Origin of the sequence: Alicyclobacillus pomorum DSM 14955, assembly GCF_000472905.1 — a bacterium.
Classification (GTDB): Bacteria; Bacillota; Bacilli; order Alicyclobacillales; family Alicyclobacillaceae; genus Alicyclobacillus_A; species Alicyclobacillus_A pomorum.
The window spans coordinates 24,940-51,056 of the sequence record NZ_AXAR01000007.1; the positions used below are offsets into that span (position 1 = coordinate 24,940).

At 53.7% G+C, this 26,117-nt stretch carries 22 protein-coding genes and 1 pseudogene; 14 read left to right on the top strand and 9 right to left on the bottom strand.

From position 1 onward, the window contains the following. Positions 1-42: 42 nt before the first annotated feature. Entirely contained in the window at positions 43-1,224 is a 1,182-nt protein-coding gene (locus tag YWK_RS0108705; protein ID WP_026964486.1) for an aminotransferase-like domain-containing protein, read from the bottom strand. Between the two features lie 226 nt (positions 1,225-1,450). Here YWK_RS0108705 and YWK_RS0108710 point away from each other — a divergent pair, with 226 nt between their 5' ends. The 6 genes from YWK_RS0108710 (at position 1,451) to YWK_RS0108735 (ending at position 7,639) form a co-directional block, all read left to right on the top strand. Next, positions 1,451-2,251, top strand: a complete 801-nt coding sequence (locus YWK_RS0108710; RefSeq protein WP_026964487.1) for a transporter substrate-binding domain-containing protein — start codon at positions 1,451-1,453, stop codon at positions 2,249-2,251. Between the two features lie 29 nt (positions 2,252-2,280). After that, the gene (locus tag YWK_RS0108715) at positions 2,281-2,946 is read left to right on the top strand and encodes an amino acid ABC transporter permease (protein WP_026964488.1); all 666 of its coding nucleotides are present in this window, start codon (positions 2,281-2,283) and stop codon (positions 2,944-2,946) included. Beyond that, positions 2,933-3,655: an amino acid ABC transporter ATP-binding protein gene (locus YWK_RS0108720; RefSeq protein ID WP_026964489.1), complete on the top strand. Its 723-nt coding sequence runs from the start codon at positions 2,933-2,935 to the stop codon at positions 3,653-3,655. The genes YWK_RS0108715 and YWK_RS0108720 overlap by 14 nt, the downstream gene beginning before the upstream one ends. A gap of 299 nt (positions 3,656-3,954) precedes the next feature. After that, entirely contained in the window at positions 3,955-5,124 is a 1,170-nt protein-coding gene (locus YWK_RS0108725; protein WP_026964490.1) for an acyl-CoA dehydrogenase family protein, read from the top strand. A 68-nt stretch (positions 5,125-5,192) separates the two neighbouring features. After that, positions 5,193-6,866, top strand: a complete 1,674-nt coding sequence (locus tag YWK_RS0108730) for a long-chain fatty acid--CoA ligase (RefSeq protein WP_026964491.1) — start codon at positions 5,193-5,195, stop codon at positions 6,864-6,866. A gap of 290 nt (positions 6,867-7,156) precedes the next feature. Next, a complete protein-coding gene (locus tag YWK_RS0108735) occupies positions 7,157-7,639 on the top strand; it encodes a CcdC family protein (RefSeq protein ID WP_342664241.1) in 483 nt (160 codons plus the stop codon). 150 nt (positions 7,640-7,789) lie between these two features. Here YWK_RS0108735 and YWK_RS0108740 read toward each other — a convergent pair whose 3' ends face one another. From YWK_RS0108740 to YWK_RS20950, 3 genes are all read right to left on the bottom strand, one after another. Then, the gene (locus YWK_RS0108740; RefSeq protein ID WP_026964493.1) at positions 7,790-8,287 is read right to left on the bottom strand and encodes a hypothetical protein; all 498 of its coding nucleotides are present in this window, start codon (positions 8,285-8,287) and stop codon (positions 7,790-7,792) included. A gap of 95 nt (positions 8,288-8,382) precedes the next feature. Beyond that, positions 8,383-8,640, bottom strand: coding sequence for a hypothetical protein (locus tag YWK_RS20945; protein WP_156909095.1), 258 nt, complete (start codon positions 8,638-8,640; stop codon positions 8,383-8,385). 38 nt (positions 8,641-8,678) lie between these two features. Then, positions 8,679-9,143, bottom strand: coding sequence for an MBL fold metallo-hydrolase (locus tag YWK_RS20950; RefSeq protein WP_169727159.1), 465 nt, complete (start codon positions 9,141-9,143; stop codon positions 8,679-8,681). Between YWK_RS20950 and YWK_RS0108750 the strand changes: the two genes are divergently transcribed. Further along, positions 9,142-9,405, top strand: a complete 264-nt coding sequence (locus YWK_RS0108750) for an autorepressor SdpR family transcription factor (RefSeq protein ID WP_035466565.1) — start codon at positions 9,142-9,144, stop codon at positions 9,403-9,405. The genes YWK_RS20950 and YWK_RS0108750 overlap by 2 nt on opposite strands. Next, positions 9,395-10,039 carry an SdpI family protein gene (locus tag YWK_RS0108755; protein WP_026964495.1) on the top strand — a complete coding sequence of 215 codons (645 nt, stop codon included), beginning with the start codon at positions 9,395-9,397 and terminating at the stop codon, positions 10,037-10,039. The genes YWK_RS0108750 and YWK_RS0108755 overlap by 11 nt, the downstream gene beginning before the upstream one ends. A 194-nt stretch (positions 10,040-10,233) precedes the next feature. Here the strand turns inward: YWK_RS0108755 and odhB are convergent, their stop codons facing one another. Further along, positions 10,234-11,589, bottom strand: a complete 1,356-nt coding sequence (gene odhB, locus YWK_RS0108760; protein ID WP_026964496.1) for a 2-oxoglutarate dehydrogenase complex dihydrolipoyllysine-residue succinyltransferase — start codon at positions 11,587-11,589, stop codon at positions 10,234-10,236. A gap of 22 nt (positions 11,590-11,611) precedes the next feature. Next, a complete protein-coding gene (locus YWK_RS0108765) occupies positions 11,612-14,428 on the bottom strand; it encodes a 2-oxoglutarate dehydrogenase E1 component (protein ID WP_035466540.1) in 2,817 nt (938 codons plus the stop codon). Between the two features lie 226 nt (positions 14,429-14,654). On the opposite strand from YWK_RS0108765, the gene YWK_RS0108770 reads away from it, so the two are divergent. Together YWK_RS0108770 and YWK_RS19055 are read left to right on the top strand one after the other, a co-directional pair. Then, positions 14,655-15,383, top strand: coding sequence for a hypothetical protein (locus YWK_RS0108770; RefSeq protein WP_026964498.1), 729 nt, complete (start codon positions 14,655-14,657; stop codon positions 15,381-15,383). Between the two features lie 114 nt (positions 15,384-15,497). Then, entirely contained in the window at positions 15,498-15,797 is a 300-nt protein-coding gene (locus tag YWK_RS19055) for a GNAT family N-acetyltransferase (protein WP_051375397.1), read from the top strand. Positions 15,798-15,850: 53 nt separating this feature from the next. Here the strand turns inward: YWK_RS19055 and YWK_RS0108780 are convergent, their stop codons facing one another. Both YWK_RS0108780 and YWK_RS19060 read right to left on the bottom strand, forming a co-directional pair. Next, on the bottom strand, positions 15,851-17,371 hold the full coding sequence (locus YWK_RS0108780; protein WP_026964499.1) for a carboxypeptidase M32: 1,521 nt from the start codon (positions 17,369-17,371) through the stop codon (positions 15,851-15,853). Between the two features lie 1,115 nt (positions 17,372-18,486). Beyond that, positions 18,487-18,726 carry a hypothetical protein gene (locus tag YWK_RS19060; protein ID WP_156909097.1) on the bottom strand — a complete coding sequence of 80 codons (240 nt, stop codon included), beginning with the start codon at positions 18,724-18,726 and terminating at the stop codon, positions 18,487-18,489. A 409-nt stretch (positions 18,727-19,135) separates the two neighbouring features. On the opposite strand from YWK_RS19060, the pseudogene YWK_RS19065 reads away from it, so the two are divergent. Beyond that, a pseudogene (locus YWK_RS19065) lies at positions 19,136-19,626 on the top strand (transposase). Positions 19,627-19,772: 146 nt separating this feature from the next. Here YWK_RS19065 and YWK_RS0108805 read toward each other — a convergent pair. Continuing rightward, positions 19,773-20,723, bottom strand: a complete 951-nt coding sequence (locus tag YWK_RS0108805; protein ID WP_211231391.1) for a pseudouridine-5'-phosphate glycosidase — start codon at positions 20,721-20,723, stop codon at positions 19,773-19,775. 305 nt (positions 20,724-21,028) lie between these two features. Between YWK_RS0108805 and YWK_RS0108810 the strand changes: the two genes are divergently transcribed. From YWK_RS0108810 to YWK_RS19075, 3 genes are all read left to right on the top strand, one after another. Continuing rightward, positions 21,029-23,134, top strand: a complete 2,106-nt coding sequence (locus YWK_RS0108810) for a S9 family peptidase (RefSeq protein ID WP_026964502.1) — start codon at positions 21,029-21,031, stop codon at positions 23,132-23,134. 212 nt (positions 23,135-23,346) lie between these two features. Then, positions 23,347-24,651 carry a nucleotide sugar dehydrogenase gene (locus YWK_RS19070; protein ID WP_035466544.1) on the top strand — a complete coding sequence of 435 codons (1,305 nt, stop codon included), beginning with the start codon at positions 23,347-23,349 and terminating at the stop codon, positions 24,649-24,651. A 36-nt stretch (positions 24,652-24,687) separates the two neighbouring features. Next, positions 24,688-26,100 carry a glycosyltransferase family 4 protein gene (locus YWK_RS19075; protein WP_051375399.1) on the top strand — a complete coding sequence of 471 codons (1,413 nt, stop codon included), beginning with the start codon at positions 24,688-24,690 and terminating at the stop codon, positions 26,098-26,100. The last annotated feature ends 17 nt before the right edge of the window (positions 26,101-26,117 follow it).

Genomic DNA, 26,117 nt, shown 5'->3' on the forward strand with positions numbered 1-26,117 from the left:
TGAGATGTTGTTTGCACCTCACATAGCAGGCCTGGTTTTCGTTCAAGTGAGCAGTTGACCGAGTGTTTGAACACCTTTCACCATTTGCTCTTCGTCTACATAACTGAACGAAAGCCGCAAAAAGTGACGTCCGTCGGCTGGATTCACGAAGAAGTACTGCCCCGGGACAAATGACACGCCCCTGTCCAGGGCCTTGTAGAGCAACTTCGTGGTATCTATCTCTGGGATGTGCAACCAGACAAAAAAACCACCCTCTGGCACGTGCCATGAAGCGAACGCTGGCATGTAGGTGTCGAGAGCCCGCATCATCGTATCACGCCGTTTGCGGTACGCCACTCGTAACGCTTCCACACGTTTTGTAAAATCTACGTCTTGTAAATAGGCAGCCATGGTGGCTTGCGCGAATGGGTGATCCAGGTCTTTTTTGAACCACGAACAAGCATGCACCAATGTTTGAGGGCCCGCAATCCAGCCGACGCGCAACCCCGGGGCCACGACTTTTGACAGGGAACCCACGTACACCACGCGCCCGGACCGGTCCATGGCTTTCAGGGGCACGGGGGCGTTTGCAAATGACAACTCTCCGTACGCGTCGTCCTCCACGATGAGAAAATCAAACGCTTCCGCCAGTTTCAGTAACTTCAGACGCCTCTCTAGCGGCAGTGTGGTGCCCGTGGGGTTATGGAATGACGGAATCGTATATAAAAAGCGCGGCATCGGAAGGCCGGCGTCTGTTCTCTTCGTCAGCACGGTCTCAAGAACATCGGTCTGGAGACCCCATTCGTCCATCGGAACGCTCACAATCTGATGCGTGTAGTTCCGAAAGATCTCCAAAGCTTCCATATACGTGGGTGCCTCAACCGCCACGACGCAGGCATCATCTAGCAGCACTTTGGCAATCAAATCAATCGCCTGACAGCCTCCTGAGGTCACAAGTAATTCGTGCTCGCGGATATCGATGCCGCGGTGTTTCAAGCGTTCCTGCAATTGTGCGCGCAGGAAGTCAACTCGTGGACTGCCCAAATAGTGTAACGGTAGGTCGCGTTCCTGGTGAATGAGGCGGTTGACTGCAGATCTGACTTGCTCAGACGGTACCAACTCGGGTGCCGGATATCCGGCGCTGAGGCGGATGCATGACTCGGGAAGTTGCGGCATCCAGGCGCCGGGGGGATCGTTCATCAATGCTACTTTTACATTTGTAGGAAATAAAGATTCATAATTCATCGGATGCGCTCCTTTTGACTGAGTAACTCGCAAAATTCTACAAGAGTGGTTCGATGTGATGAAATATTGCAATTTTTAAAATCAATGATATATTTAATTTATCACAACGACACAATGTTATATTTTGGTAAATAAAAAATAAGGATTGCATAAATATACGTAATCAATTATAAATTATGCAGTGAGGTTCGTACATCATGTTTCTAGTAGAAAAGGGGTTCACTACATGAAAAAGACAGCATGGATATCTACGATGGCTACTTCCGTTGCTTTGATGTCAGTGCTCACAGGGTGCGGCGCACCGAGTTCAGACAACCGTACGTCGAGCACCGGAGCAACACCGAGTGCGGGAGGGCCGACCCTCGTACTTGCAACCTCGGCAGACTATAAACCCTATGAGTTCCATGACACGTCCAGTGGTCAGGACAAAATTGTTGGATTTGACATGGATGTTGCGAACGCGATTGCAAAGCAGTTGCACTTTAACATCAAGGTCGAGGACATGGATTTTGACGGCCTCATTGGTGCGCTTCAATCCGGACGAGCTGATTTTGTCATTGCGGGTATGACGCCGACGGCGGAGCGAAAGAAGAGTGTGGATTTCTCAGACGTCTATTATCAGGCGACGAATATCGTATTGACCAAGAAGGGGCACGCCGTGAAGAGCCTGGACGACTTAAAGGGTGAAACCGTCGCTGCACAGCTCGGCTCAGTTCAAGAAACAGCGGCAAAGGCGATTCCAGGAGTGAAGGTGGAATCTCTCAATACGATTCCGAACGTCGTTCAAGAAGTCGTAACCAACCGCGCCCAAGCGGCTGTGATAGAGGATACCGTAGCCAAAGGATATGTGCAGAACAATCCGAGCCTCCAGATCAACGAGATTCCAGGGGTCAAATCCAATGGTTCAGCGATTGCGTTCCCGAAAGGGTCGAAGTGGGTTTCCAAGTTCAACACCGCAATTGAAAAAATGAAGCAAGACGGAGAGTTGCAACAGCTGGCAGACAAGTGGTTCAGCGGCCAGAAGTAAGCAACGTGTGGTGAGGAGCCTGTTACATCATGCCGATTAACTTCTCTGTAATTGTCCCGGATATTCCGTTTATGCTGCAGGGTGTGCTGGTGACGCTCGAGTTCACCCTTCTGTCTCTGGTGTTTGGATTTATCTTGGGCACTTTGTTGTCCATCATCAAGATTTCAAAGTTTGCACCGCTTCGGTGGTTTGGGATTGCCTACACGTCTGTCTTTCGCGGAACGCCTTTGCTGGTTCAGCTGGGACTCGTCTTTTATGCGACACCGCAATTGACTGGTTATGACATTCCGGCGTTGCAGGCTGGGGTGATTACGTTCTCCTTGAATTCGGCGGCCTATGTTTCGGAAACAATTCGAGCCGGCATTTTGGCCGTGGACAAGGGGCAGCGGGAAGCTGCGCTGTCCCTTGGCGTTCCGTACCGCAAGATGATGGCGGATATCATCCTGCCTCAGGCAGTCAAAAACATTTTGCCCGCTCTCGTCAACGAAGGGATTGCATTATTGAAAGATTCGACATTGGTATCCACCATAGCGGCGAGTGACCTACTTCGGCGCGCAGATGTTGTGATGGGTCAGCGATTCGTGTATTTTGAACCGCTCATTTTCATTGCGGGCATCTACTACGTACTCGTGATGATCCTCACGTGGTTTGGGCGTGCCTTGGAAAGGAGGCTTCGTCGCAGTGATAGAGCTTAAACATGTGTCCAAGTCGTTTGGTAGTTTAAAAGTATTGAACGACGTCTCGCTCGACATTGCGAAGGGCGAAGTGGTGGCCGTGATTGGTCCGTCCGGATCTGGAAAATCGACACTGTTGCGTTGCATGAATCTACTCGAGGTGCCGACAGAAGGCCAGGTACGAATCAACGGCGTGGACATTACGGCGCGAGGCGTCAACATCACAAAGGTTCGGTCAAAAATTGGAATGGTGTTTCAACATTTTCACTTGTTTCCGCATATGAGCGTACTGGACAATCTCACATACGCGCCCATCAACGTAAAAAATCTATCCAAAGAAGAGGCGCGAGCAAAGGCAAGCGAACTTCTGGCGCGTGTGGGACTGCGAGATAAGGCTCACGTGTATCCGTCGACACTCTCTGGCGGGCAAAAGCAACGCGTGGCCATTGCCCGAGCGCTCGCCATGGAGCCGGACATCATGTTGTTTGATGAACCTACATCTGCGCTGGACCCGGAAATGGTCAAGGAAGTATTGGACGTCATCAAATCCCTTGCGCACACGGGGATGACGATGGTCATTGTGACGCATGAGATGGGGTTCGCCCGGGAAGTCGCCGATAGAGTGTGTTTCTTGGAAGGTGGGGTTTTGTTGGAGGTTGCCCCGCCGGAGCAGTTTTTTGCGAAGCCGCAGACCACGAGGGCGCAGGATTTTCTTTCAAAAGTCCTGTAGGTCCGGGCGACCCCATGAATACGGATAGGCAGAGTTACGCAGCAGGCCTACGGCTGTGAGGATCTTTCGTAATCCTCACACCGCAGGCCTGTTTCTATTGGACTGCAGAGATATACAGACTTGCTAGGTGTGTTCTATTTACTTTTGCATTTCAATTGTTCGGAATTCGTTTATTTTTAGAATATAATGAAAATACGTGACTATCATGACGGAGTACTGTTGTCCGATAGAGACGGTCGCGTGCAGCAACAGATGATGCGTAGAGAGACATATGAGTTCTCTCAGAGGGAGGATTTCGGGTGGATTTCTCACTTACGCAGGAACAGAAAATGGTGCAGCGGACCATTCGAGAGTTCGTGAAGAACGAGCTCATGCCGCTTGAACAGCAGGTGCTCCGCAACGAGCGCGAAGGGCGGCCAGGTATCACTTCGGACGAATTGAAAGCGCTTCAACTGAAAGCCAAGGAGCTTGGTTTTTGGGGCATCAACACACCGGAAGAGTACGGGGGCGCAAATTTGGGCTCCTTGATGAGTGCCATTACATGGATGGAACTCGGACGGACGTTTGTCCCGTTTTCTTTTGGTGGCCAAGCTGACAACATTCTCTATTACTGCAACGAGGAACAGAAGAAGAAGTACTTGATTCCCACCATTGAAGGCAAAAGGCGCTCATGCTTCGCATTAACGGAACCGGGGGCAGGTTCTGATACAAGTAATATCCGCATGTCGGCCGTGAAAGATGGGAACGAATGGGTGTTGAATGGGGAAAAGATATTCATCACCAACGGGAACGATGCGGATTTCGCCATGGTGTTCGCTGTGACGGACAAGGAGAAAGGTGCGCACGGTGGGGTGACCTGCTTCCTGGTGGACCGGGAGATGGGGTGGCGCTCAGAGCGTATCCCGACGATGGGCGAGTGGGATCCGGCTGCGCTCGTCTTCGAAGATGTTCGGGTTCCGGAAGAAAACATTCTCGGAACCCTTGGCGGCGGCCTGAATCTGGGATTTCAGTGGATTGGTGCGGCCCGTTGGGTCATTGTCGCGCGAGCCCTCGGATCCGCAGAACGTTTGTTGCAAATGGCGATTGACCATGCGAAAACGCGCGTCACGTTCGGTAAGCCTATCGCAGAGCGTCAAGCGATTCAGTGGATGATTGCAGACTCGGCGGTTGAGATTGAAGCGGCCAAGTGGATTACACTGCGCGCAGCGTGGATGCTTGACCAGGGATTGGACAATCGCCATCAGGCATCCATGTCTAAATTGTACGGGGCGAATATGGCGAACCGGGTGGTTGACCGCGTACTGCAAATTCACGGTGGAATGGGCTACACCAAAGAACTTCCGATTGAACGTTGGTACCGGGAAATGCGGTTGCTTCGAATTTTCGACGGAACGGACGAAATTCAACGGTTCATCATTGCGCGCAACTTGCTCAAGGGACACGTGAAAGTGGGCGAGTGGATGGACTGAAACGGTCTTCCACCGCACATCTGCGAATATACAGCAGTCTATCTAAGCGGATTGTGAGGTGTCTCCAGATGTTGAACCACGAGTGCAAATTGTGGCCGAAGCAATTGCCGGCGTCGTTGGCCGTGCCAAAGACCACTTTGTTTGACAACTTAGCAGTGAGCGCGCGTCGGTATCCGGACACCACAGCGATTTACTACTACGGGACGGCGGTTCAGTATGACAGGCTGTTGCACGAAACGTGTTTAGTCGCAGGTTACCTGCAGCGCGAACTTGGCGTGAACAAAGGGGACAGGGTCTTACTCTACATGCAGAACGCACCACAGTTTGTCATCTCATTTCACGCCATCTTGGCCATCGGAGCCGTTGTCGTGCCGCTCAACCCGATGAACATGACCGATGAGGTGCACTTTTACATCCAGGATTGCGGGGCTCATGTCGCGATTGTGGGGCAGGAGTTGTTCGACCGCATTGAACCACTCATCGGGGAAAGTGAGTTACAACACGTGGTGGTCGCCGCGTATTCCGATTACATTGAGGCAACGCCGAAGTATCAGCTGCCGGAGGTTGTCGCTGCCACTCGCGTGGAATACCACAGATCCGGCGTGTCGAATTGGGCCGCTGCGATGACCGCGGGTGTGACATGGACACCCGTGGAGGTTCGGGGAACCGATTTGGCTGTACTCCCGTATACTTCCGGAACGACAGGTCGTCCAAAAGGGTGCATGCACCCGCACTCTACAGTACAGGCCAACATTGTCGGGGGAGCAACCCACGCCGGAACGAATTCGGGGTCCGTGGTGTTGGGGACCTTGCCGCTATTTCACGTGACCGGTATGATTCACAGCATGCTCACTCCGCTGTTCTGTGGCAGTACGGTGGTTCTCATGACCCGCTGGGATAGAGAGACGGCAGCACAGCTCATCCACGACATGCGCTGTACGGGGTGGACCAACATCGCCACCATGCTGATTGACTTTCTGTCCAATCCGAACATCGCCCAATACGACTTGTCTTCGCTCACGGCCATTGGCGGGGGAGGGGCTGCACTGCCGGAGGCAGTGGGGGAACGCCTCTTTCAATTGACTGGCATTCGCTATGCGGAGGGATATGGATTATCGGAGACCATTTCACAGACCCATTTCAACCCGCTGGACCGACCCAAGCTACAATGTCTTGGGATGCCTTCTTTTGATGTGGACGCTCGAGTCATTCATCCCGAATCACTGACAGAGCTCGGACCGAACGAGGAAGGAGAATTGATTGTCCACGGGCCCCAGGTTTTCCAAGGGTACTGGAATCGCCCCGAGGAAACTGAAAGGGTTTTCATCAACATCGACGGAAAACGATTTTTCCGCACGGGAGATATCGTTCGCTACGACGAAGACGGGTATTTCTTTATGGTAGACAGGCTCAAACGGATGATCAACGCAGCTGGATTCAAGGTATGGCCGGCAGAGGTGGAATCTCTGTTGTTTGAACATGAAGCCGTGCAACTTGCTTGTGTGATTGGCGTTCCCGACGCGCGCCGCGGAGAAACCGTGAAGGCGTATATCGTGTTGAAGCCGGAGTTCCGAGGCGTTGTGAGTGAAGACGACATCATCGATTGGACAAAGGACAAAATGGCCGCGTACAAGCGTCCTCGGATTGTGGAGTTCGTGGACTCCTTGCCCATATCCGGAAGTGGGAAGGTGCTCTGGCGCAAATTGATGGAGATGGAAGCGGCCAAGCACCAACAAGTCTAGGGGGGGTCGGTGGCTCGTCATCCCATGATTCTAGGGTAGCGAGCCACCAGTCCTTCATGTGACCCGACGCTACATAGTGATTGCACGCAAGTCGGTGTATCGCATACAGCACGGAAAAAAGGGTTGATTGGTTCCCGTCGCGGGATCATTCGAGACTACATTGACATGTCCAGCATGGATTCGGACATAGTTCACAATCTAAAGTGATGATCTTGTCTCATGATGGCAATGAATTGAGTATAATCAAACAATGCGCTGTAGAATCGCCACAGTAAAGGAGGCGTGTGGTCGTGCATGCAGCATGGATGAGCAGCGTGATTGTCGTCCTGTTCGCCTTGACGGTGATCTTCGTGCGACTCAAGGCATCCAAGTCGCCGACTTCCGCCAAGAAGATCCTGATTCCGCCACTGGGAATGAGTACGGGATTCTTGATGTTCGTCGCACCACAAACACACGTCCGTTGGTCGTACGCTGGACTTGCCATTTTGGTGGGACTGCTGCTGTCCTTTCCACTCGTGGCGACATCGAAAATGTACGTGTCCGGCGGTGACATATATCTCAAACGATCCAAGGGGTTTGTGGTGGTTCTGCTGGTATTGCTGGTACTGCGGCTGGTGTTGCACCAATACATCCAAGAGTACGTGACCATTCCACAGACAGCAGCACTGTTTTTTGTACTCGCGTTTTCCATGCTTCTGCCATGGCGCATTGTCATGTACTTGAACTATCGGAGGCTGCTGGCGCAAGCGAGGCAACAGAACCTGCAGTCGTGATGACCGACAGGACTGGAACGTTTGTCAGCGATTTGCAAATCGCTGACGGAACATGAACAGGACCACGTTCGCGGTGTTCGGGCGTGGTCCTGTTTCATTTGGTCGCACGGCTACTGGTGGGCTCATGTGGCGATAGAAGCGCAGGACGGTTTATTGCGGATGCTGTGTCTTGAATTGATTCACGGATCCCCAGGCGTTGCGGGCCAGGCCGTCCCGGACCATTCCGTCATCACGCACATCAATCCACGCAATGGTGCCCGTATGATCCGAGAGGGCGTTGTAGACGTGGACGGCATACACGGTATGCGTTCCATCTGAATACGTGTGGTCGGTCGTAACCTGTAACTTCGGGTCCTTCGCCATTTGGTCCTTGAAGATACTCTTCACCAGTTCCTCGGCGCTCGACGCCGAAGTGACACTTGTGGTTGGCGTTGATGGAGCCTTCTGTGGATTGGGTGCGTTCGCTGAATTCGTCATATGGCCGGTGCCGCTGGCGTTAGACGTGTTGTCGGTATTGTTGGCTGGCGCCGACACTGCGGTATTGTTCATCACGTTGCCGGGGGCGGCAGCTTGGCTGCAACCGGTGACAGCGAGGAATGCCACGCAACCCAGTGTCGGAACGACGTAGCGTCTTACGTATTTGTTCACGAATGGTTTCTCCCCTTTGCTTCCGGGCAGAGTTCAAAGATGAGCATACCACCATTTATAGGTACAAAGCAGACTATTTTTGTAAAAACATAGACCTACGCCTTGACCGCACAGCGGTTTGGTCCAATTTCCAGCATCGACGCTTCGTCCTCGGCAACTTGTAACACACCGCGGTTAATGTCCACAATGCTCAGGTAGTTTGGCGGTGTCGTGGTGACCCTCTTCAAGATGGTTTCCACAAACGCATCCTCGTCTTGTTCACTGAACTCGATTGTACCCATGACATCTCCCAAACGGGCTGCACCGTAACCGGCTTCTGTGATTTCTTGAACATCCGAAAAATGAGTCGGCAACAGGATGGTATCGTCGGGTAGCGCTTGAAGCGGACCCGTCAGCGTGCGATAGAGCAGCCGCGCCCACCCTCCGCATGTCCACCGAGGTCAGATCTTCCAATGCCCTGGACAAACAAGGTGTCCCCCCCACAAATCAGGTACTGCTCATCCACCCACAAACCGACGCTTCCGGGCGTGTGGCCGGGCAACGCAATGACCTGTGTCCGGATGGACCCCATTTCAAATCTCATCCCGTCTTGTAACGCGAGATGCGCCCGCGGGCCGCCCCGGGACTCACCGGCGCTCATCCAGTACTTCGCTCCCGTTTTTTCAGCCAACGCGAACCCACCCGAGATGTGGTCCGCATGAAGGTGGGTATCTAGGACGTGTTGAATACGCACACCTAGTTGCTTAGCCAGGGATATGTAAACCTCCGTGTGTCGACCTGCGTCAACGACAATGCCCTGGTCACTCGATGCAATCAGGTAAGATAGGCATCCCTTTGACAAAGTGTTTAGAGCCATGTCGGACCCAACTCGCAGGAAAATTCTCGAGTTACTCAAAGAGCGACCCATGACTGCTGGTGAAATTGCAAGCCATTTCACGCATGCGCAGCCAACCGTCAGTCGTCACTTAAGTGTACTCAAAAATGCGGATTTGGTTGTGGATCAGCGCGAAGGAACGTACGTGGTGTATCGCCTGAATACGACGGTGATTCAAGAATGGTTAAGCTGGTTGTTGGACAAATTCGGAGGCGGTGATTCAGGTGAAGAAGATGAAGGGTAATGCCGTTCCTTGGTGGGGCTGGTTTGCGTGGGTTATAGCCATTGCGCTTGGAATTGTAGCTTACAATCATCTTCCGACGCAGGTCGCTACACATTTCAATTTGGCTGGCAAACCGGATCACATGGGCTCACGTCTGGAAGCGGTTTTGATGGAGCCGACAATCATGCTCGGCATCATTCTCTTGTGGCATGTGCTTTGGAGGATTGATCCGAAGAAAAGGAACTACGAGTCCTTCTGGTCGACTTATCGATATATCGGTGGCGTCATTGTTGTGTTCATAGGGGTAATGTACCTGTCGACTCTAGAACATGTATTAAATATAGCGCCGATACGATTTTCGATGCGATTCGGCCCGACTACATTGGGCATCATGATCTTGCTATTGGCAAATGTTTTACCTCGTCTTCAACCAAATTGGTGGGTCGGAATTCGCACGCCTTGGACTTTGTCGAGTACGGAGAGTTGGAATCGCACGCACCGGTTAGCAGGACATTTAGGCTTTCCAACTGGAGTTCTTATGGTCATTCTTGTTTGGGTTTTACCGAACTCATTGATACCATTGGCGATTCTAGTACCAATCATCTTATGGGTGCTTATTACGGTTGTGGCTTCGTATGTTTACGCTAAAACATGACATTTGGCGTTGACACGACACAAGACCAAACCGTAGAGCTACCGTTTGATGCCCTGATGAGACGAAGACGAAAAAATACGTGATGAACCTTGTTTCAGAGCGCACCACAAAGAGAAAAGCTCCACACAGCCTCGCGCTCAATCGTTCCACAAGGCGGTGTGGAGTGTGCCAGAACACATGGTTTGTATGCCGCTTTATCCCTCTAGCAGAAGGGATTCCGGGTCTTCCAACAGTTCTTTGACTTTAACCAAGAAGCGGACAGCTTCACTGCCGTCGACGATGCGGTGGTCGTAGGACAGCGCGACGTACATCATGGGCCGTACCACCACTTCGCCTTTCATGGCCACGGGGCGCTCCTGGATTTTGTGCATACCGAGAATGCCAACTTGCGGTGCGTTCAGAATGGGTGTTGACATGAGCGATCCGAACGTACCGCCGTTGGTAATGGTAAACGTGCCTCCTTGCAACTCCTGCAGTGTCAACTGGTTGCTGCGCGCTCGAGTCGCGAGCGAGGCAATCGCTTGTTCAATCTCAGCAAACGACATCCGGTCCGCGTCACGCACCACGGGCACGACGAGTCCGGCCTCTGTTGCTACGGCGATACCGATGTCGTAATAGTGCTTGATGATCATGTCTTCGCCTTGAATCTCGGCGTTCAGCCGAGGGATGGCCTTGAGTGCCCCGATGACCGCTTTCGTGAAAAAGGACATGAAACCAAGTCCGACACCGTACTGCTCCTTAAACGATTCCTTGCGGCGTTTCCGGATGTTTATCACGTTGCTCATGTCAATTTCGTTGAACGTCGTCAGCATCGCAGCCGTATGTTGGGCTTCCACCAAACGCTTTGCGATGGTCAGGCGACGTCGCGACATGCGTACGCGCTCGTCGTAGCGGTACGGCATCTCTCTTGAAGCGGAGGACGCGTCAGCCTGTGCTGGATTCACCGTCGCCGTACGCTGTGGTCCTGTTGCGTTCGCAGGCATCGCTGAGTTGCCGGATCTCTGTGTCGATTGCGAGAGAATGTCTTCTTTATGAATCCGCCCGTCGACTGCAGACGGTTGAATCTGCGTCAAGTCTACGCCGCGTTCTGCGGCCATTCGCCGGACCGCTGGCGTGGCACGAGGTGGTAACGGCGGAGGGGCGTTCCTACCGCTGTTGGCGGTACGTGGAGCGGCCTGTCCCACGGGCGCATTGGGAGCCTTTGGGCTCTCAGGGGGCGGAGTGTGTACTACATTGGCAGCCGCGCCAGACAAGGTCTCCGACGCCGGGTGCTTGACCGTGTTTGTGGAAGGTTCCGGTGCAGTCGCCGTGGGCGTACCCTGGCCGATGACTGCAATGACCTCTCCGACCTGCACGGTTTCACCGGTCTGCTTCAGAACCGTCTGAAGGACGCCCGACTCTTCTGCAATCACTTCCACGTTCACCTTGTCTGTTTCCAGCTCGACCACGGCGTCCCCAGCTTCCACCGACTCGCCCGCTTTTTTCAGCCAGGTGCCGACAGTGGCTTCCAGAATGGATTCTCCGAGCTCGGGCACTTTGATGTCACTCACGTTGGTTGTATCCTCCTTTATGTCAAATCCGAGTCTGCCCTGGATCCAGCGCTTCACTGAGAATCCGGGCCTGCTCCCGCTGGTGTTCTGAAGCGTGACCTTCCGCTGGGCTCGCGGATTCGGCGCGTCCAATGTAACGCAGCCGGACATCGCTCGGTATAAGCATTTGCAAGTGTGGGTGGATGTATCGCCACGCCCCCATGTTTTCCGGTTCTTCCTGCAGCCAGATGACTTCTCGAAGCCCTGGATAGCGCGATAGCAACCGAACAACATCCTCTCTCGGGAACGGGTACAGTTGTTCGATTCGGCCGTGCGCCAACCAGTCGTGCGAGGCTCCCGCCGATTCCATACTTGTTACGAGATCCACGCCGACCTTGCCGCTGGACAACACCAGGCGCCTGACTTTGGCGGGATCCGCCTCGCCAGCGACAGACAGTACAGTCTGAAACCGACCATTCGCGAGATCTTGTGCGGGAGATGACGCTCGTGGGTTGCGCAACAGACTCTTAGGTGTCATTAAAAACAAAGGGCGGGCGTTTTTACCCAATCGAGCCGCGTGTCTGCGCAATAGGTGAAAGTATTGAGCAGACGTCGTGACGTTGGCCACAACAATGTTCCCCGCGGCTGCCAGTTGTAAGTATCGTTCCACGCGAGCACTCGAATGCTCCGGACCTTGTCCTTCGTATCCGTGTGGCAACAGCACCACGATGCCGGAGGATTGACCCCACTTGGCGAGCCCCGAGACAATGAACTGGTCAATGATAACCTGCGCGACATTCGCGAAATCGCCGAACTGCGCCTCCCAAAGGACAAGCGTCTCGGGGGCTTGAACGTTGTAGCCGTACTCAAATCCGAGCACCGCGGTTTCCGTGAGTGGGCTGTTGTGTACATCAAACGACGCCTTGGCTTGAGACAACGTTTTCAAAGGCACGTATTCGTCCCCCGTGCGCGCGTCGTGCAAAACAAGATGGCGGTGGGCGAACGTGCCTCGCTCCGTATCCTGGCCGGTGAGGCGAATCGGCGTTCCGTCTGCCAGGATGGATGCGAACGCCAACACCTCCGCATGTGCCCAATCGACCATGCCGCCCGGCAACAACGCCTCGCGCCGACGTTCGAGTACCTTGGCGAGTTTCGGGTATACTTGGAACGTTTCAGGGCGCGTCAGCATGGCCTCGTTCAACGCCTGCAGAGTCTCCAGCGTAACGGGTTTCGCTTCCTGCGTCGGTAGGTCCCATACCTTGGGATCAGTCGGCTCGGACATCGGCTTTACTTTGGCATGCACTTCCCGCAGCACAGTATTGACCTCCGACTCCATGTCTGAAGCTTGGGCTTCAGAAATCACGCCCTCTTCCACCAGGGTCTGCGCGTACAACGCACGCACGGTCGGGTGCTTCTGAATCAGCTGGTATAGCGTCGGTTGGGTGACGGACGGATCGTCCATTTCGTTGTGGCCCCACCGTCGGTATCCAATCAGATTGATGAGGAAGTCCTTGTTAAATTTTGCTCTGTACAAAGCGGCAAGCCGAACGGCCGTGAGGCACGCTTCTGGATGATCCGCCGACACGTGAACCACTGGCACTTCAAACCCTTTGGCTAAGTCGCTGGCGGCGGATGTGGATCTGGTTTCGTCTTCTTCGGCGGTGAAGCCCAGCCGGTTGTTGGCGATGATATGTATGGTACCGCCGGTCGTATAACCCCGGATCTGTGAGAAGTTGAACGTCTCGGCAACTACGCCTTCGCCTGGAAAGGCTGCGTCACCGTGCACGAGTACCGCAATGGCGGACTGCGGATTCAGCGGAGGTTCCCCAGCCACCGCGCGCGTCTCTTGAGCGGCTCTCGCATAGCCGAGGACGACCGGATTCACGAACTCAAGGTGGCTTGGATTGTTTGCCAAGCGAATCCGCGCGTGTCCTGTACCCTCATTGGTCACAGTACGGAAGGCGCCTAAGTGGTACTTCACGTCGCCCGTCCAGCCCGTGTGGATGCTTTCCGAGAGTGCTCTTTCCTTGTTCGGAGCGGATTGAAACTCCGCAAAAATCTTTTCGTAGGGTTTTCCGAGCACGTGTGCCAAAACATTCAGTCGGCCGCGGTGAGCCATGCCTATCATGATGTCCTTTGCGCCTCCGGACACACTGAGGTGAACGAGCATGTCCAGCATGGGGACGAGCATGTCCAATCCTTCAATGGAAAACCGCTTTTGACCCACGTACGTTCGGTGGAGGAACTTTTCGAATGATTCAACTTCACTCAATCGATGCAACAGCTGGACGCGCATGTCAGGGGATAAATCTACCCGATGCCTCCCCGTTTCCACCACGTTGTCCAACCAAGCTCGTTCCTGCAAGTCGGTCACGTGGGCAAAGTCGTAACTGATAACACCCGTATATGTCTTGCGCAGTGTTTCTACTGCATCCAGCGCAGTGTGCACATGCAGTGGCGCGTTCGGCCACACGAAACGAGCCGGAATCGTCTGCAGGACGTCTTCGGTGAGTCCATATGTCGAGAGTGACAGCGCCGGTACTTCCCGGCGTGAACTGTCGGTCGGCCCGGTCTGTGCCGCAAGGTGACCGTATTCACGAATGTTGTCCGCCAACTGCCGCGCGGCAAGCACGGACCTTATGTATGATGGGGAAACTTGGGTCTTGGCTGTGGATGAAGTTGTATCTCCTAAAGATTGCCAAACCCATGATCCAGTGTCGTTAAACAGTGCACGAATGTCTTCCGGGACTGAAGTTGGGTCCTGTTTATACTGTTCGTACAAGCCCGCAAGGTACGCCAAATTTGGACCCGTAAAGTTGCTGTAAGCGGAGGACACATTGACAGCGGAACGCAATGCCATGACGAGTCTCCTTTATATAGATATCGGTACACACTCTGGCTGTCTCAGTAATTTCTAGTATGTCTCTAGTTTGAAAAAACATTCCCATGTAGAAGCGAAGGACTCCCGGGATTCTGCCTCGTGTGTAGCATACGGTCTGGAAATTTTGCTCTGTACACAGAGGGTGAGATCCTCGGATAGGACCGCCGCCGAGGGGCACACTGCAACCTGAAAGGAGGGGACATTTATGAACTGGAAAACTGGTGCTGTTCTGTTGACGCTGCTGGCTGTAACGGGATGTGGCAACGCTGCGAACAACGCAGCGAACGCGACAGGCAATGCAGCTGGCTTTGTGGGTAACGCCACAGGCAACGTGGTTCGCGGTGCAGGAAATATCATCGGCCAAGGAACCAACGCCATCGGCAATGCAGCCGGTCAAGCTGGCAACGCAGTGGGTGGCGCTGCACGAGGTGGCATGAACCGTGTTGGCGATGGAAATGTGTACAGGGGATCGCAATCGGTTCAATTTAACAACGCCACGAAGACCGTAGATGTTCGTCTCTCGGGCGCTACGGCGGGGAACAGGGCTGGTACGGCTTGGGCTGGAGGAACGGCCAGGGCGGTCACTGGCAACTGGACCGGCGCTTCCACCATCACGGTACCCGTTGGCTGGGGCGTTCGCGTGACCAGTCCGCGTGGAGCCGCTTGGGCTGGCGACGTGTACGTGGTGCGGCACACCGGAGGTGCGGGCGTTGGGACATGGGCCCCAGGGGCAGCCGGGATGGCGAATGGACTCGGCAACGTTCGTGCAGCTGGTGGCAGTCACCTGGCCAATGGGCAGAAGTTTACTCCGAGTGCGCCAGGTGTGTACGCGATTGTGGTGTCTGGGAACGGCATGGCCACCCGCGTCGTGGACTTCGTGAATGTCACGCGTCACGCGGCACCACCGTCGATTGTGACGTCTGATGTGTGGTAAGTTCCAGAACGTCGTGTAGCAGGTGGGGGATTTCCTCACCTGCTTTTACGTGTTGACAGGTCTCACCCGGTTGACTAAACTATCAAATTATTCAGAGCAAAGGTGAGATACCAGATGTGGATCCGCATGCTGAATTCAGCGGATGCCGTGTTGTACCGCATGTTACGGCTCGAGGCATTGCAGAACAACCCAGAAGCGTTTCTCGAGACGTATGAGAACGCGTCCAGGAAGTCCATCGATGATACGGCGCAGAAGCTTCAGCCTGCTGAAACTCACTTCACGCTAGGCGCTTTCCTGCAAGAAGACGAATTGGTCGGCGCGGTCACCTTCCTGCGCGAACGCGAAGCGAAAGTGCGTCATAAAGGTCATGTGGTTGCGATGTACGTTCGACCTCAGGCAAGAGGTGTGAGGTAAGCAACCTCAGCAGGAGCCCGCACTGTGGGCGCGGGCTCTTTGGGATGGTGGGGTTACATTCCATACAGCGGAGAAAACTTTTCCTTGAGATAGGACACCAGATACTTCGCATTGATGGGCTCTCCGGTGACCTGTTGGACAATGTCGGCAGGTTGCAGCAGCTTACCGTGGCGGTGGATCTTGTTCTGTAACCATTCGCAAATCCCACTCAACTCGCCTTTGCGCACTTGTTCCATGAAATCCGGCACTTCCTTCGCAAGGGCATTGCGGAACTGAGCGGCGTAGATGTTACCAAGTGAGTACGACGGAAAGTATCCAAACAGACCGCCCGACCAGTGCATGTCCTGCAACACGCCTTCAGCGTCTGTCTCCGGTATGATACCGAGGTATTCTTTCATCTTCTCACGCCACAACTCCGGTAGATCGGCCACTTTCACCTGGCTGTTGATCAGCCCTTTCTCCAACTCGTAACGCAGCATGATGTGCAGGTTATACGTCAATTCGTCGGCCAGGATGCGAATCAATGATGGTTGTACGTTGTTGATGGCGAAGTGGAATTCGTCCAGCGTCACGTCCCCAAACGCTTCCGGGAAGAGACGCTGCACGTGTTGGAAGTTCGCTTCCCAAAACTCGCGGGATCGGCCAATTATGTTTTCGTAGAAACGAGATTGTGACTCGTGAATACCCATGGATGCACCGGTGCAGAGCGGCGTTCCAATCAAATTCGTTGAAATGCCTTGTTCATACAGTGCGTGACCGCCTTCGTGAATGGTCGCGAAGAGAGCGCCGCGCAGATTGTTAGGAAGGAAGCGGGTGGTCACGCGGGTGTCAAATCGATTGATGGACGTTTGGAACGGGTGCGCTGTTTCGTCGAGGCGACCCGCTCCGAAGTCGTACCCGATGTTTTCGAGCATGAGGAGGGACAGTTCACGCTGTTTCTGCACGTCAAAATGCCCTTCAAACATGTTCACGTTGGGTTTCTTACCAGAGCTGACAATCGCCTGTAGCAACCTGACGGTTTCATTTCGTAGCGCGCCGAAGATCTCGTCCAATTGCTTGACCGTGATGCCTGGTTCGTACATGTCGAGCAGTGTGTCGTATTTGTTGTCCTTGTAGCCCCAGTACCCTACAAACTCGATGTTCATGGCCACCACTTGCTCTAGGTACGGGCGGAATTGCTCGAAGTTCCCAGTCGATTTCGCCTCTTCCCAAACCGATTCCGACTTGGACACCAGAACCACGTACTCCTGATACCGCTTGGCAGGAATCTTCTTGCTGCGGTCAAATTCTTTTCGCACCTCTCGAACTGTGGCCTGGTCAACTGGGGTCAATTCGGCAAACGCGGATGGATCTGACAACACGTTGAGGTATTCTTCCATTTGATGCGAGGTGCTCATACGGAAGACTTTACTGGATAGGGTGCCAATGGCCTCCGCGCGCAATTCGTGTCCTTTGCGCGGTGCGCCGGTGCGTAGGTCCCAGTACATCAGAGCCAGGGCTTCCTGGTAATGCAGCATCTTTCGTACATACTCCCGAAATTCTTGCAAGGTCTTTTGTGTTCTCGCTGTGGCCACCTATGTACCCATCCCCTCTGCACGAAGTCGGTCTACGACTCGATTATATCGGAGTTCTCTACAGAAAAGTATATATTTTCAAAATGTAGATGTGTTTGATTCGGGGGGCTGTGCCAACGCTGAACTCGAGTGAAAGGGACTGGAGCCGGATTCCAATCTCCCCACTCGTTCACTAGTCTCATGACACTTGGTGCGGTCTAAAATAGGGATAAGCAACCGAAATTGCTTGTGAGCGTAGGTTGCAAGTCTTTTCTTCCTCCGAATCACCCCGTCCCATTGGAACGGGGGATTTTTTTGCATATGATGCGCGGCGTCTGGTCAATTCCACATCCCATGCGTGGATGAATACGAAACAGAATGATGTGAATGCCAGGAACAGAGTATGAAAAGAGGGCCGCTTTGGGGCGGCCCGTTCACACTATGCGTGGAACACGATGACGGATATTGTTCCGAGCAGCGACCAGAGAATCGCACCCGAAATCATCCTGCCTCTCTTCAGTTGAACGTGGAATAGTTTTCCCCATGCCCACATGAATAGCAGGCCTACTGCAAAGTCAATGATCAAGTACAAAATGATGAACAGGAAGTTGGTGGTCAATACCGTTCACGCCTCCACACTCCACACTGAAATCGTTCATTTCCATTTATCTTGTTGGCTGTGAATATTCTCGGGAGTGAGTGTTGGTTTTTGCAATAACGGGCTTGGGCATTTGTTGCAGCTCCAACCAAGGAGGGAGTACATTTGCATTTTTCATCGTTTAATGAACGAAATAGGCCTCATGCGTATGATCCTCCAATGGCTTGCCTTTTCCTTGCAGATCATCGAAACCACCCGTGCGAGCATGTTCAGTGACAATATCATCGATGATATCACCAAATTTCTTGCCCACGAATGGGTTTGTTTGAACTTGACGAAATCGTATTTTTAACAAGGACATCCATCGTTGACACAAACTCTCCACACCTTCTATACGAATTCTTAACACGTGCCCTGTATACTCTCCCATGGGTTGAGTGCCACGCACTGTCTCCAAGGTCACTGGCGCAGGCCGAGCCAGTGACTCTTCACTCTCTTCTTACCCCTATCGCACGCTCACTGCTGTGAGCGTCTTTTTTTAATCCCACACCCGATAAATCGACCACTGACCACCGCTGAACTCCAGGTCAAACAAAAACCACTCCTGCGTCTGTACGCGGTACATGGTCCGGGGCGGTTCATCTTCCCACCAGGCGCCAGCCTCCATCCACCAATCGATGATGGTGGTGACAGTGTAGGTGTTGTCGCCGTCGACGATGGTATGCGGGAGTCCATCTATCGTTGTCACCTCGATGGATCTTCGAACCAAACGTGACATATCCTCACCCTGAGATGCGAACGTTTGTTCTCATACTACAGGATATGCTACTCGAGATCAAAAAATGCGCTCATCCCGTACGTTGTGAAAAAAGGGGCTGTCTCAAAAGTGCCAAGCGCACTTAAGGGCAGCCCCTTATTTATGAAAATCTGTTTGAATTTTGCTCTCTATGTCCACAAAAAGAACCGCCCTTCCGGTAAAATGTAAGTGCGACCAAACATCAACCGAGAAAGGGCGATTCTTTTGAACAACGTTGTCTTCATTGACTATAACATGGATCAACTATATCCCTCATCTAGAACAGGTTCGGGAGCGTTTAGGTGTGGCTCCGAAGGCTGTCATTGCAGACGCAGGATACGGGAGTGAAGAGAACTATACATACCTTGAGCAACAGCAAATCACTGCGTACGTGAAATACAACACCTGTCACAAGGAGCGGACGAAGCGGTGGAAAGCAGACATCAGTCGGTATAAGAACTGGGAATACGACGAAGAACGAGATGAGTACATCTGTGCAGCGGACCAACGATTGACCTTTCGATACGAAAGATACGAGAAGACTGAGACTGGATACCGAGTGAAGAAAAGATATTACAGATGTGACACCTGTGGAACATGCCCGCTACGAGCTCGGTGCACGAAAGGGTTGGGCAACCGACAAATTGGCGTAAGTCGCGAGCTCCAAAGATACAAACAAATTACGAGGGAACGTCTGTCAAGCGAGGAAGGCCGAGAACTCTCAGTCAGACGTATGTGGAGGTTGAGAGCGTGTTTGGGCAACTAAAAGCTAATCGCGGGTTCCGCAGATTTCACCTGCGGGGCTTATTAAAGACGCACATCGAAGTGGGGCTCGTAAGTTTAGCCCACAATCTGATGAAGAAGGCGGCCTTGTCGGCGTAGGAAGAGCCACCTTGTAAGCACAGAACGCAAAAAAACAGACAACTAAACACAAATGGGGCTGTCCCCTTCCCCCATCTTACGATGGGTTTTGGGACAGCCCCTTCGCAGCGGATATGAAAGGGATCAACCTACGAAAGGTTAGCCGTTTACTGATGTGCAGATTCCGCCAACGCAGTGGCGACTTGTGCGCCGACAAGTGCGTTGTACTCGACGAGGCGGACGTTCGCTTGCAGCGATTCGCCTGCGGTGAGTCGTTCCAATTCGGCCAACAGGAACGGTGTGACTTCCTTGCCGGTGATTTTCTGTGCTTCTGCCGTTTGCAGGGCTTGATGAATCGCCTGGTTGATACGTTCGGGATCTAATTCAGCATCCATTGGAATGGGGTTTCCCACCAGTAAGCCTCCGGTCAGCCCGAGGTCCCACTTGATTCGCGCGATACTGGCGACTTGCTGTGGCGTATCAACCCGGAAGTTGGCTTTGTGTCCACTGTCCCGCGTGTAAAAGGCAGGGAATTGTTCGGTTTGGTAGCCGAGCACTGGAACGCCCAGCGTCTCCAAGACTTCCAACGTGAGGCCGATGTCCAAAATCGCCTTGGTGCCTGCGCAGACCACAATCACATCGGTTTTGGCCAGTTCCTGCAGATCCGCAGAAATATCCATCGTACGTTCGGCGCCGCGGTGCACACCACCGATTCCACCCGTCACAAACACGGAGATACCGGCCAGGCGTGCAGCTATCATGGTCGCTGCCACAGTGGTTGAGGCGGTGTATCGATTCGCGAGTACAACGGGAAGGTCGCGCCGGCTGGCTTTGATGACGTCTTTCGTTTGGGCCAGATCTTCAATCTCATGCCGGGACATACCCACGTGAATCGCGCCGTCTTTGATGCAGATGGTGGCTGGTATGGCACCTGCCGACCGGATGATGTTTTCCACCGAGAGTGCAGTTTCCACGTTTGCCGGATACGGCATACCGTGGGTGACAATTGTGGTTTCCAGAGCGACCACGGGTCTCCCTGCTGAGAGCGCCTCTTGAACTTCTTCATGAAGTTGTACGTAGGGAGACAAAGCCGATGAAGTGAGTAGCGTGGTTGTCATATGTATGCGCCTCCTGACACCGAATCCTTAGACGCGAGGATTCGTGCGGCCAATGTGTGTTCGAAACGAGGAGATTTGTGGCGCGGCCAACTCTGATGATATCCATAGACGCCGCCATCATAACCACATCCTACGGGAATCCAACGGGCGAATCAATGCACCATGAATGCACCGGGCACTGTTGCCTAGGAAACTATTGATTGAGTCTGAATATTTTTGAAATCCTCCTAGGCATCGTGACCAGCTCGTCATAGAATAGTAGAAGTATGTGAGGTTCATGGTGGGACCTTCAGGAGGAGACGAGCATGGGAAAGCGGACCATCACTGCGGAAGATTTGCAGAATTTTCAGTGGCCAGGGAATCCAAACATCTCACCGGACGGCAAGTGGGTCGTCTACGAAAGAACGGTGATCAACAAAAAAGCGGACGATTACGAGACGCAACTCTGGCTGGCGAACGTGGACGGCGCCTCGTCGCGTGTACTGACGAGTACGGGAACGCGAAACACCTCTGCGGTATGGGCGCCAGATGGGAGGCACTTGGCGTTTGTGTCCAATCGCGCGTTTGGATGGCAGGTGTGGTTGCTGCCTATGGAGGGTGGAGAACCGCGGCAGGTGACGCGGTTTCGATACGGGATGCGTTCCTTGGTCTTCTCGCCAGATGGGAAAACCTTGTTCGGTCTGGTACCCGTGGCCAGAGGCGGCGAAGTGGAAGTGTTCGCTGACGACGTGTCAGACAAGGAAGCGCGTGAACAGTCCGAAAAGGCGGACAAGGATTGGGCGAACCAGCCCAAACGGTACGACTGGCTGTATTACAAAGGAGACGGCAGTGGCCTGTCCAAGGGACACTGCCTGCAACTTGTGGCAGTGGATGTGGCGTCTGGAGCGTACCTTCAACTGACGCACGGCGACTACGATGTTCACTCACCAGCTGTCTCACCAGACGGAAACTACGTTGCGTTTGTATCCAACCGCCGAGAGAACCACGAAGTGGTCCACGCGTCCGATGTCTACCGTGTGCCTGCGAAGGGCGGGGATGTGGAGTTACTGTGTTCTGACGTCATCGCGTACCAGCTGTCCTATTCTCCAGATGGCGCAAGCATCGCATTGTACGGACACAAGGACGAGTTTCAATCGGCAACACACACGCACCTGTACATACTTGCCAGCGACGTCCGTTCTCTGGCGCATCTAACCAAGAAGTTCCCGGACACCGTCCAGGCCTCGTGCTTGTCAGATATGCGTGCCAACGTGCAGACCCCTGGTCCGGTGTGGTCCCAGGACGGAAAGTTCATTTTCGCGCTGAGTACGCGGGAAGGTCGATGCGAAGTCGTACGCTTCTCGGTAGACGATGATGGCTCTGAAGCCGCGGTCGTGGCTGGGGGAGACCGGGATATTTACGGATTTGCGTTTCACCATCCATCCACCCTGGTTCTGTCTTACGGGACACCGACCCATCCGGGAAAAATCGTGGTGGTGGATATCGCGGGGGGCGAGACAGCATCTCGTGTCTTCCGCGATGTCAAAGAACCCATGACGGAACGGCGCGTTCCGTTCTTTCCAGAGCGTGAAGTTCGCCTGGACGACTGCAACGACGCGATAGTCGAGGAATTGATTTTGACAGAACCAGAACCGTTCTGGTACACGTCGGCCGAGGGCTGGCGGGTGCAAGGATGGGTATTGAAACCTGCCCACTTCGAGGAAGGCAAGAAGTACCCGGTGATTGTCGAAGTGCATGGCGGTCCGCAGTTGAACTACGGGTACGCAATGTTCCACGAAATGCAGTGGTTCGCAGCACAAGGATACGCCATTGTGTTTGTCAATCCACGTGGAAGCATGAGTTATGGCCAGGAATTTGTCAACGCGGTGCGCCATCACTACGGTGAGAATGACGCAGCCGATGTCCTCCATGGACTGGATGCCGCGCTCGAACAGTTTGACTTCCTCGACGGGAACCGCGTAGCCCTGACGGGCGGCAGCTACGGCGGGTTCATGACGAACTGGTTGGTCGGTCACACCGACCGGTTTTTTGCAGCTGTGTCGCAGCGTTCCATTTCAAACTGGATTTCCTTCTACGGAGTCAGCGATATTGGACCGCTCTTCGTAGAAGCACAGCACGGCTGCGACATCTACAACGATGTGGAAAAACTGTGGGACATCTCACCGCTCAAATACGCAGCCAACGTCACGACGCCGCTGTTGTTGATCCATTCGGAGAACGACTTGCGCTGCCCCATCGAGCAAGCGGAGCAGTTCTACACTGCCATCAAGCGGCGTGGTGGAGAGGTAGAGCTGTTTCGTATACCGAATGCGAGCCATGGACTTTCGCGCGACGGCAAACCGTCGTTGCGGCTGGAGCGTTTGAAAGCGATATTTCACTACATCCACGAGCGCCTGCCGCAGGCGCAGTGAACATTGTCAACTCAGGGGTGCTGCAGAGGTGCGGCGCCCCTTTTTGATGAACCCCTCTTCACAACAGAAGCCGTTCTTTCTACCTCTCTGCATAGCCGGATTTACATAATCACAACATAAATCAGTCACTTCTTAACACTCGTTACACAGAAACTCCAAGAACGCCGAGTAGTCTAAAAATGATTTCAATTGCTCGGCAAGGAGGAACCATCGTGAATCGTTCAGTGAGTGTCATTGGACTGGGATATATCGGATTGCCGTTAGCCATGTCTTTGTGTGAAAAAGGGTTCTATGTGGTCGGTGTCGACGTGGACACAAAGAAAGTCGAGATGTTGCAAAAGGGGATTACGCACGTGATGGAAGATTGCGACGGTGTGCCGTTGCAGGACGTTCTCCGCAAGCACCTGCAGGAGCGTGCGTTTCATCCCACGACACGCGTAGCCGTGGCTGCATGGGAGACTTCCGCGTACATCGTGACGGTCGGCGTTCCTGTGAATCGAGACGGGGAGCTCGATACACGTCCGCTGACAGCGGCCATGGAGCAATTGGGTCGGGTCATCAAACCGAACGACCTTGTGCTGATTCGAAGCACCGTTTCGCCTGGGATGGTGGAGGAACTTTGCATTCCTATTCTCGAACAAACCAGTCGGATGAGCCCAGGCGAAGATTTTCACGTGGCATACGCAGCAGAACGCGTCGCTGAAGGGCGTGCGATGCGGGAATTTCAGACGCTGGACGTCGTGGTCGGAGGTCTGACCGAGCGTTGCGCTGTGAAAGCGGCAGAGTTGCTCGGGCAACTCACGTCGGGCAAGATTCATGTGACCGATTTGCGCACTGCTCAAGCGGTAAAAGTGGTGGAAAACGTACAGCGCGACTTGAATATTGCACTCGCTCACGAGTTGAGCCGTTTTGCGGAGTTTCACAACATTGACGTCTATGAACTGATTCGTATGGCGAATACGCATCCACGCGTGCAGTTGCTGCAACCTGGCATCGGAGTGGGTGGATTCTGCATTCCCAACGCTTATCACTACATGCGTCATTCCCTGGGCTCAGAGCTCTCCCTTCCGCTACTCCAACTGGCTCGGCATATCAATCAAGACGCACCGGCTCGGGTGGTCGAGGCGGTAGAGCAAGGGCTTCGCTCGGTCGGAAAGCCATTGTCCGGCACTGTGGTGGCCATCCTTGGGCTTGGTATGAAGGACAATTCAAACGACGTGCGCGAGAGTCCAGCAGTTGTTTTGGCGGACTTGCTTCGTGACCGCGGCGCCGTGGTTCGTGCGTACGATCCGCTCGTCCCCCTGCAATTTCCTTTTCAAACGAAGACGTTGAAAGAATGCTTGTATCAGTGCGACGCACTGGTTGTCGCCACCTGGCACGATGTTTTTGCCGAGGAAGACTTCCCTGCTGCACTGAGCGTTCGCGCGCATGGATGTGTCGTGTACGACCGTAAGCGGCATCTACAACCGTATCTCGAATCGTCACAGATTGATGACAAGGACGTAGTCACCGCATAGCACACACAGCAAACGACCGCGTGGAGGAGAACGTGTATGCCCGAAAAGACAGCACTCATCATTACGTATTCGTTTCCGCCAATGGGCGGTATCGCGGTGCAACGGCCCTTGAAGTTTGTGAAGTACCTTCGACAATACGGGTGGGAACCGGTGGTGTTGACCACACATGGGGCTTACTCCGCGACGATGGACAAATCGCTCTTGCAGGACATTCCCGAGGGGGTCGCCGTGGAGCGCGTGGCAGACCCCGTGGGGAAGTGGATTGGCATGTTTGTTGGTGGAACGGCGGCAGGGGCGCGAGATGGCGCACCTGGCGCTGCGCAAGTCAAGTCGGGGAGGCTTGCGTGGATTGGGCGTATGAAGTCGGGCCTGAAGACCAAGCTGAAATCGGTGCTAAAAACGTTCAAACAAACGATGTTCATTCCTGATGAGAGTGTCCTGTGGGCACTGCGTGCGGCGTGGGTAGGGCGGAAACTGGTCCGCAAGTACAACATCAGCTGCGTGTACACAACGTCCGGCCCCAACAGTACACATTTGGCAGGATGGATGTTGCGCAAGTGGACCGGAGTGCCGTGGGTGGCAGACTTCCGGGATCCCTGGGTCGATAACATTCACTACGCACACGCTGGTATGAGAGACAAAATCGAACGATGGATGGAGCGCAAGGTATTCCAAACTGCGGACACCGTGGTTACAGTCACCGACAGCTTCCGGGAAATGTTTGTCTCCAAATACCCAGAGCGAGCAGGTAGCGTGGAAGTGATTCGAAATGGCGTGGATCCCATGGACTTTCCCACGCCGGTACCACCGCCGGAGAATACACCCTTCACGTTCTTTTACGCCGGTATCCTGTATCCCAAGCGTTCTCCGGACAAGTTTCTGCAGGCGTTGTCGGTCGTGCTTCGGTACCGTCGAATTCGGCGGACAGACGTCAGGGTGGAGTTTGCAGGCGTGTTCGACTACCCAGGCAAGACAGACAATAGTGACTTGGTCCAACGCTTAGGTCTCTCCGACGTGGTGACCGTTCACGGTTACTTGCCGCGGAGTCAAGTTCTTGAACGCATGCAAGCTGCGGATGCGCTTCTGTTGATTGGTGAAAGCGGAAGTGAGGGAAAGCAGTACGTACCTGGAAAACTGTACGAGTACTTGTTCGCTGGTCGTCCGATTATGGCCTTACTGGAAGATGGGGAAGCGGCACAAATCATTCGTGAAGCGAATGCCGGCCTCGTTATTCACCCACGTGACGTTCAGGAGATGGCCGACGCGATTGTCCAGTTTGTGAGGAACAAGTTGCAGGGGATTCAACCGAAGGAACCGAACATTGCAGAAGTGGCCAAGTACAGTAGAATAGAACAGACGGGTCAGTTGGTGCAGCTGTTCCATCGGCTGACTGAACCGCAACACGCAGAAGGCGTGGTACCTGTGAATGAGCACGTCCATCATGCGTAGTTTGCGTCACAGAAAGG

Bases quoted from the DNA above. Each gene is read 5' to 3' on its own strand.
- YWK_RS0108705 (WP_026964486.1), bottom strand. From the start codon at position 1,224: ATGAATTATGAATCTTTATTTCCTACAAATGTAAAAGTAGCATTGATG.
- YWK_RS0108710 (WP_026964487.1), top strand. From the start codon at position 1,451: ATGAAAAAGACAGCATGGATATCTACGATGGCTACTTCCGTTGCTTTG.
- YWK_RS0108715 (WP_026964488.1), top strand. From the start codon at position 2,281: ATGCCGATTAACTTCTCTGTAATTGTCCCGGATATTCCGTTTATGCTG.
- YWK_RS0108730 (WP_026964491.1), top strand. From the start codon at position 5,193: ATGTTGAACCACGAGTGCAAATTGTGGCCGAAGCAATTGCCGGCGTCG.
- YWK_RS0108750 (WP_035466565.1), top strand. From the start codon at position 9,142: ATGTCGGACCCAACTCGCAGGAAAATTCTCGAGTTACTCAAAGAGCGA.
- YWK_RS20950 (WP_169727159.1), bottom strand. From the start codon at position 9,143: ATGGCTCTAAACACTTTGTCAAAGGGATGCCTATCTTACCTGATTGCA.
- YWK_RS0108755 (WP_026964495.1), top strand. From the start codon at position 9,395: ATGAAGGGTAATGCCGTTCCTTGGTGGGGCTGGTTTGCGTGGGTTATA.
- YWK_RS0108765 (WP_035466540.1), bottom strand. From the start codon at position 14,428: ATGGCATTGCGTTCCGCTGTCAATGTGTCCTCCGCTTACAGCAACTTT.
- YWK_RS0108770 (WP_026964498.1), top strand. From the start codon at position 14,655: ATGAACTGGAAAACTGGTGCTGTTCTGTTGACGCTGCTGGCTGTAACG.
- YWK_RS19055 (WP_051375397.1), top strand. From the start codon at position 15,498: ATGTGGATCCGCATGCTGAATTCAGCGGATGCCGTGTTGTACCGCATG.
- YWK_RS19060 (WP_156909097.1), bottom strand. From the start codon at position 18,726: ATGTCACGTTTGGTTCGAAGATCCATCGAGGTGACAACGATAGATGGA.
- YWK_RS0108805 (WP_211231391.1), bottom strand. From the start codon at position 20,723: ATGACAACCACGCTACTCACTTCATCGGCTTTGTCTCCCTACGTACAA.
- YWK_RS0108810 (WP_026964502.1), top strand. From the start codon at position 21,029: ATGGGAAAGCGGACCATCACTGCGGAAGATTTGCAGAATTTTCAGTGG.
- YWK_RS19075 (WP_051375399.1), top strand. From the start codon at position 24,688: ATGCCCGAAAAGACAGCACTCATCATTACGTATTCGTTTCCGCCAATG.